Below are 5,493 nucleotides of genomic sequence, written 5' to 3'. Positions count from 1 at the left end.
TGCGGCTGGGTGCCGGGCAGCGGCGCCGCCACCGCGGCGGCGTTCAGCGCGTCGGCGCCCACCGGCCAGAACTGGCGGCCGAAATTGCGGGTATAGGCGATGAAACTGTCCTGCGGCACCTGCCGTTCCGAGCGGTAGACCTGCAACACCCGTTCGGCATCTGTGCGGGTATAGGGGCCCAGCACGATCCCGTACCAGTTGCCACCCAGGGCAAAGCCGTTGACGTCGTCCAGGTTGCCCGAATACAGGCGCGCGCGGTCCTGCGCCACGCGCAGCGACGGGTGGGCCTCGATCTGCACCCAGACCACATCCTGCCCGGCCTGTTGTGCAACCGCCGGGCGCATCGCCACCATCAGGATCAGCACCGCTGAAACGATCAAACTCTTCATCTTGCCCCTCTGCGCTCGAATGATTTCGAATTTGCCGCAGATAATCAGGAAATCGCGGCAAAAGCCATGCCCATAAGGAGCGATTTCGCGGCGCCGTGCGCCGTTGACCCCACCTTGCGAGCCGCATAGAGAGGGCCGGCGCGGGCGGCCCCGGTGGCCGCCGAAACCTGATGCCCGGCCGGCAGGAACCGAAGTGATGACGAAGAGCGACAGCGCCCCCCGTTCGTTTCAGGAAATCATCCTGAGATTGCAGACCTACTGGGCCTCGAAGGGCTGTGCCATTCTTCAGCCCTATGACATGGAGGTGGGTGCCGGCACCTTCCACCCCGCCACCACCCTGCGCAGCCTGGGCACCGCGCCCTGGGCGGCGGCCTATGTCCAGCCGTCGCGCCGCCCGACCGACGGGCGCTATGGCGAGAACCCCAACCGGCTGCAGCATTATTACCAGTACCAGGTGCTGATCAAACCCAGCCCGCCGGACCTGCAAGAGCTGTATCTCGGCTCGCTCGAAGCGATCGGCATCGACATGGACCTGCACGATATCCGCTTTGTCGAGGATGACTGGGAAAGCCCGACGCTGGGCGCCTGGGGCCTGGGCTGGGAGGTCTGGTGCGATGGCATGGAAGTCAGCCAGTTCACCTATTTCCAGCAGGTCGGCGGCCATGACTGCGCCCCGGTTTCGGGCGAGCTGACCTACGGGTTGGAACGGCTGGCGATGTATGTGCTGGGGATCGGCCATGTGATGGACATGCCGTTCAACGACCCCGCCGCGCCGATCGCGCTGACCTATGGCGACGTGTTCCGGCAGACCGAAGAGGAATATGCCCGCTGGAATTTCGACGTGGCCGATACCGAGGTGCTGCTGCGCCATTTCGAAGAGGCCGAGGCCGAATGCCAGGCGATCCTGGCCCGCGAGGCCGAGGATCCGAAGACCGGCAAGCGCATCATCATGGCGCATCCGGCCTATGACCAGTGCATCAAGGCCAGCCATATCTTCAACCTTCTGGATGCGCGCGGGGTGATCTCGGTGACCGAACGCCAGGCCTATATCGGCCGCGTGCGGGCCTTGGCCAAGCAATGTGCCGACGCCTTCGTGTTGACGAAGGCGGGCGGCTTTGCGGCATGAACGGCAAGATCGTGGCAAGCGTAGTGGTCCTGTCGGCGGCGATTGCGGGGGGTGCGCTGTATTACCTGCAGGTCTACGGCTATTATCAGGAAGTCGCGGCCGATCCCGGCCAGGACGTGACGCTGGTGTCGCTGTCCAGCGGCGAAGCCGAACCGATCCTTTACGATAATTTTCAGGCCATCGACGCCGACAGTTCGCCGATCCGCTATCGCGCCTGTTTCACCACCACGATGAGCCAGCCGCTGCTGACCGAGACCTACGAGCTGGTGGAAAACAAGGTGCCGCGGGTCGGGCCGGACTGGTTCGACTGTTTCGATGCCGCCCGGATCGAGACCGAGCTGGCGGCCGGCACGGCGCTGACCTTCATGGGCCAGAAAAACATTCATTACGGTGTGGACCGTATTGTCGCGATCACTGCGGACGGGCGCGGCTATGTCTGGCACGACCTGAACGATTGCGGCGAAAAATCCTATGACGGCACGGTGGTGGGCGAGGATTGCCCGCCCCGGCCCGACGACGCAGCGGAGACCGACTGATGCCCGATTTGCTGATCGAACTGTTCTCCGAGGAGATCCCGGCGCGGATGCAGGCCCGCGCGGCCGAGGATCTGAAGACGCGGATGACCGATGGCCTGGTCGAGGCCGGGCTGACCTATGCCCATGCCGGCGCGTTTTCGACGCCGCGCCGCCTGACCCTGGCGGTCGAGGGGCTGCTGGCCGCGTCGCCAGCGCAACGAGAAGAGCGCAAAGGCCCGCGCGTGGACGCGCCCGAGAAGGCGGTCGAAGGGTTCCTGCGCGGTGCCGGCGTGGCGCGCGAGGCGCTGGAAGAACGCGACACCCCGAAGGGGCGGGTGTTCTTCGCGGTGATCGACAAGCCGGGTCGCCCGGCGGATGAGATCGTCGCCGAGGTGCTGGACCGAGTGATCCGCAATTTCCCCTGGCCGAAATCCATGCGCTGGGGCAACAGCAGCCTGCGCTGGGTGCGGCCGCTGCATTCGATCCTGTGCATCCTGACCGACGAATCCGGCGCCCGCGTGGTGCCGATGGAGGTGGAAGGCATCGCCGCGGGCGACACCACCGAGGGCCATCGCTTTATGGCGCCGGGGCGGTTTTACGTCACCTCTTTCGAGGATTACGAGGCCAAGCTGAACTCGGCCAAGGTGGTGTTGCGCCCCGAGGCGCGGGCGGCGTATATCCATGCCGAGGCCGACAACATGACCTTTGCCGCCGGGCTGCAGCTGGTCGAGGACAAGGCGTTGCTGGCCGAGGTGGCAGGGCTGGTGGAATGGCCGGTGGTGCTGATGGGCGAGATCGGCGCCGAGTTCCTGGACCTGCCGCCCGAGGTGCTGCAGACCTCGATGCGCGAGCATCAGAAATTCTTCTCGGTGAAGAACCCCAAAACCGGGCGGATCGAACGCTTCATCACCGTTGCCAACCGTGAAACCGCCGATCACGGCGCCACCATCCTGGCCGGCAACCAGAAGGTGCTGGCGGCGCGGCTGTCGGATGCCAAGTTCTTCTGGGAAAACGATCTGCGCGTGGCCAAGGCCGGCATGGCCGAGTGGCTGGACTCGCTGACCCACGTCACCTTCCACAACAAGCTGGGTTCGCAGGGCGAACGCATTTCACGCATCGCTGCGCTGGCGCGGGAACTGGCGCCGCTGGTTGGCGCCGATGCCGATCAGGCCGAACAGGCGGCGCGGCTGGCCAAGGCCGACCTGTCTTCGGAAATGGTCTATGAATTCCCGGAACTTCAGGGGCTTATGGGCCGCTATTACATCGAGGCGGCGGGCCAGCCGGCCGAGATTGCCGCCGTCGCGCAAGAGCATTATTCGCCGCTGGGCCCGTCGGATGACGTGCCCACCGCGCCGCTGTCAGTGGCGGTGGCACTGGCCGACAAGATCGACATGCTGACCGGCTTCTGGGCCATCGACGAGAAGCCGACCGGGTCGAAGGACCCGTTCGCGCTGCGCCGCGCGGCGCTGGGGGTGATCCGGCTGGTGCTGGAGAACGGGCTGCGGCTGCAACTGGACCAAATATTTGCAAGCCACCTGGAGGCCGGTGCCGAAACGGCCGGGCTCTCGGCGGATTTGCTGGCCTTCCTCCACGACCGTCTGAAAGTCTATCTGCGCGATCAGGGCATTCGCCATGACATCATCGACGCCTGCATCGCCATGCCCGGCAATGACGATCTGGCGCTGCTGGTGATGCGGGCGCAGGCGCTGGACGCGGTGCTGAAGACCGAGGATGGCGAAAACCTGTTGCAGGGCTTCAAGCGCGCCAACAACATCCTGACCCAGGCCGAGGACAAGGACGGGGTGGAATATTCCTTTGGCGCCGATCCGAAATTTGCCGAGGACGCCACCGAAACCGCGCTGTTCGGCGCGCTGGACGCGGCGCAGGCGCGCATCTCCCCGGCGCTGGAGGCACAGGATTTTCCCACCGCGATGACGGCGATGGCGGAACTTCGCGCACCGATCGACGCGTTTTTCGAAGCGGTGCAGGTCAATTCCGACAACCAGATTGTACGGCGCAACCGGCTGAACCTGCTGGGCCAAATCCGCGAAATCTGTCTGAACGTGGCGGATCTGACCCGTATCGAAGGGTGAATGTCCGGGGCCGAAGGGGCAATTCGCCACGGCCTGGGCAAAAGTCGTGCACCCGCGGGCAGGGCAGGCTATAACCCGCGTCGACGGAATGTGACACGGTTATGACAACAGCCGTGGCGGCGCCGGCGGCTGATGTTGGGCGCTCTTGCGCCGGCGCGGAATCCGCATATGCTGCCCGGCAGAAAAAAGGTGCTGCGGTGCAGAATAATCCTGATACCACCCTGATCACCGCCAAGGCGCCGGTTTCCGCGGCCACCCATGGGGGCCGCGCCAAATGTCTGCAGCGCCTGATTCGCCTCGATCTGCCAGTGCCGCGCACCGTGGCGTTGTCCTTCAACGCGGTGCGTTCCATCGCCGGGGGGCAGATGCCGGATATCCCGGCGGTGGTCATGGAATTCCCCGCCGACGCGCTGCTCTGCGTGCGTCCCTCGTCGGAAGACCCCGATTGGGGCGGGCCTGGCGCGGTGCTGAATATCGGCATGAACGCCGCGCGCTTTGCCCAGCTGAGCAATACCCTGGGGCACAAGGCGGCGGCGGCGATCTATTCCCGCTTTGTGCAGGCCTATGCAGTGCATGTGGCGCGGCTGGACCCGGACCGGTTCGACATGCCCGAGACCTGCGGCGAAGATCGGCTGGCCGAGATGCTGCAGGCCTATCAGGACGAGACCGACGAGCCGTTCCCGCAGGATCCGGGCGAACAGCTGTCCGCGGTGCTGCAATCGATGGCGCGGGCTTGGGATGGTACCTCGGCCCGGCTGCTGCGGCAGGCACGCGGTGCGCCGGCCGATGCCGGGCTGGGCCTGGTGGTGCAGCAGATGATCCCCGGCTTTGGTCTGGGCGAATGTGGTTCGGGGGTATTGCAACTGGTCAACACCGCCACCGGGCTGCCGCAGATCACCGGCCGCTACCTCAGCCAGAGCCAGGGCCGCGAGGCGCTGGGCGCCGGGTCGAAGGCGCTGTACCTGGAGCGGGACGAGCGCGGGCTGTCGCTGGAAGACGTGGTGCCCGAAGCCTTTGCCCAGCTGAAGGACCACGCCGCACTGATGCGGGTGAAGCTGCGCGAAGAGATGCAGGTGGAATTCGTGATCGGCAATGGCAACGTGCATATCCTGGACGGTGTGCGCGTGCCGCGTACGGCCCGCGCGGCGGTGCGGATCGCCGTGCGCCTGGCCGAAGACGGCGTCATCACCCAGCAGGAAGCGGTGATGCGGGTCGAGCCGAACCAACTGACCGAACTGTTGCACCATCAGGTCGATCCCGAGGCCGAACGCGACGTGCTGGCCATCGGCATCGCCGCCAGCCCCGGTGCGGCACGCGGGCGCATCGTGTTCACCGCGGCCGATGCCCAGGCCAGCGCCGCCCGGCGCGAG

3 protein-coding genes and 2 pseudogenes are annotated in these 5,493 nt (G+C 65.9%); 4 read left to right on the top strand and 1 reads right to left on the bottom strand.

Annotation, left to right across the window (positions count from 1 at the left end):
- Positions 1-389: pseudogene (locus tag CVM52_RS23130) on the bottom strand (peptidoglycan-binding protein); the annotation flags it as partial.
- A 196-nt stretch (positions 390-585) separates the two neighbouring features.
- Here CVM52_RS23130 and CVM52_RS23125 point away from each other — a divergent pair.
- The 4 genes and pseudogenes from CVM52_RS23125 to CVM52_RS23110 all read left to right on the top strand — a co-directional run.
- Positions 586-1,515 (top strand): glycine--tRNA ligase subunit alpha, encoded by a 930-nt coding sequence (locus tag CVM52_RS23125; RefSeq protein ID WP_100164708.1) that lies wholly within the window; start codon positions 586-588, stop codon positions 1,513-1,515.
- The gene (locus CVM52_RS23120; protein ID WP_100164707.1) at positions 1,512-2,051 is read left to right on the top strand and encodes a DUF6446 family protein; all 540 of its coding nucleotides are present in this window, start codon (positions 1,512-1,514) and stop codon (positions 2,049-2,051) included. The genes CVM52_RS23125 and CVM52_RS23120 overlap by 4 nt, the downstream gene beginning before the upstream one ends.
- Positions 2,051-4,123 carry a glycine--tRNA ligase subunit beta gene (gene glyS, locus CVM52_RS23115; protein WP_100164706.1) on the top strand — a complete coding sequence of 691 codons (2,073 nt, stop codon included), beginning with the start codon at positions 2,051-2,053 and terminating at the stop codon, positions 4,121-4,123. The genes CVM52_RS23120 and glyS overlap by 1 nt, the downstream gene beginning before the upstream one ends.
- 197 nt (positions 4,124-4,320) lie before the next feature.
- Positions 4,321-5,493: pseudogene (locus tag CVM52_RS23110) on the top strand (pyruvate, phosphate dikinase); the annotation flags it as partial.

This window comes from Pseudooceanicola lipolyticus, assembly GCF_002786325.1.
GTDB classification, from domain to species: Bacteria; Pseudomonadota; Alphaproteobacteria; order Rhodobacterales; family Rhodobacteraceae; genus Pseudooceanicola_C; species Pseudooceanicola_C lipolyticus.
This window is presented reverse-complemented; position numbering and strand designations above follow the sequence as displayed.